We start from the raw sequence: 1,755 nt of genomic DNA, 5'->3' as shown, positions 1-1,755 counted from the left end.
CGTATTTACTGCTACTAACGAGGGCTATACCACAGTAATGGCCACCAAAGATGGCGTGACCAGTAATACGGTGGATGTGAATGTGTGTAGTCTTGCTGGCACATGTATTGATATCTTTGATACGGGTAGCGGTAAGTTGTTTACCAATTCACCATCAGCGGCCTATCTAGACAGCATTGGCGGTAGTGCTACAAACGGTCCTCATACTGAAAGCGGAAATTCCGGCCCAGTTGGTGGTGATTTTTACCTATTCGACTGGAATAACGCAAATGCACTGTGTACTACCTACAACACCCATAGTCTCGGCGGACGAACTAACTGGCGTTTAGCGACAAGAGACGAGTTAAAAACGGAGCTATACGACGCATTCGGCCCGATGTTTATCGCGCGCGGTTGGCCGACCCGCAACTACTATTGGTCGGCGACTCCTGATGGTTCTGACTATTACTACGTGGACCTCTTCAATGGCGACGTCATCAGCCTCTATCCGGGCCTCACGCGCTACGCATCCTGCGTCTCAAATCCTTAAAGTTGAGCGTTTAGAGTTTAGAGTTTAACGTTTTAATTTTTAATTTTAGTTTTTGAAGTGCCAGAGTTGCATCTGGCACTTTTTAGGGGGGGAAGATAAGTGAATATTGAAACTAAATTAGCATTGGTTGAAAGCAGTCAACGTATTGTTGGCATAAAAGAGGGGATGTTTGTACGTTTCTATGAGCAATCACTCTTTGGTTGGCAGCAGTGGGTATCTAAACAGGACCAATTACCGACATTGAAGGTGTTAAAGAAAAAGGTTAAGAAATTGGGTCATGACTCCAACATGGTGAGCTTGAGTTAGAATGGTAGTCCCGCAACTCTGAATTAAAAATTATGGCTACTATTCAAGTTAACTGTCGGTTTTGCAACCAAACGGAGTATGTTCGTAAACATGGTACTGGTGTGTCAGGCTTTCAGCGGTTTCGTTGCCTTGAGTGCAAACGCTCATTTCAACTTGATTATGCTTACGAGGCATATAAATCTAAGGTCAAAGAGCAAATCATTGATATGGCGATGAATAGCTCTGGTGTAAGAGAAACAAGTCGTGTCTTAAAAGTTGGCTATAACACGGTACTGCGCACTTTAAAAAACTCTCGCCGAAACAAGTCACCTCAATACCTTTCGATAGAGCAAACATCTCTCTCATCTGTGAGGTCGATGAACAGTGGTCATTCGTAGGAAACAAAAAAATCGTCGTTGGCTTTGGTATGCATTGGAGCCCGGTTATAAACGCCTCATTGCTCATGCCTTTGGTAAGCGCAATACAGATGAACTGCGAGCGTTACTCGCTTTACTTAAGCCATTCGACATCAGTTTCTTTTTCACCGATGATTTCAGCGTCTACTCGAAAGAATTGCCAAAAGAAAAACATGTTGTAGGGAAAAGGTTCACTCAGCGGATTGAACGAACCAATTTGACTTTGCGTTCCAGATTAAAACGTTTAGTGCGTAAAACTATCGGCTTCTCGAAATCGGAAGAAATGCACGATAAAGTGATAGGGACTTTCATTGAGCGAGAGTTCTACCACTAAATCAAATAATTGGCGTCACGACCTACAAAAGTGTGTTCTGGAGGGACTCCAAGTACACGAGTTAAAGAGTTTTATATCGACGGGACAGTACCTTGGATTAAAACTAAGGAAGTGAATAATTGTAAGGTTTTTTCTACTGAGACCTACATCACTGAAGATGCCATAACGAAGTCTACCGCAAAGTTAATACC

At 43.1% G+C, this 1,755-nt stretch carries 2 protein-coding genes and 1 pseudogene; all 3 read left to right on the top strand.

Annotation, left to right across the window (positions count from 1 at the left end; translation table 11 throughout):
- Positions 1-529 (top strand): DUF1566 domain-containing protein (locus AB6D80_RS24900; protein WP_372189917.1); only part of this gene is annotated, 529 nt, incomplete at its 5' end.
- A 99-nt stretch (positions 530-628) separates the two neighbouring features.
- Positions 629-835: a hypothetical protein gene (locus AB6D80_RS24895; protein WP_102258143.1), complete on the top strand. Its 207-nt coding sequence runs from the start codon at positions 629-631 to the stop codon at positions 833-835.
- A gap of 32 nt (positions 836-867) precedes the next feature.
- Positions 868-1,564 (top strand): annotated as a pseudogene (locus tag AB6D80_RS24890) (IS1 family transposase).
- Positions 1,565-1,755 lie beyond the last annotated feature (191 nt).

Origin of the sequence: Vibrio sp. 10N.247.310.17 (assembly GCF_041466605.1) — a bacterium.
In the GTDB taxonomy this organism is placed as follows: Bacteria; Pseudomonadota; Gammaproteobacteria; order Enterobacterales; family Vibrionaceae; genus Vibrio; species Vibrio tasmaniensis_A.
Note: the sequence above shows the minus strand (reverse complement) of the source record. Positions and strands in the feature narration are given on the sequence as shown.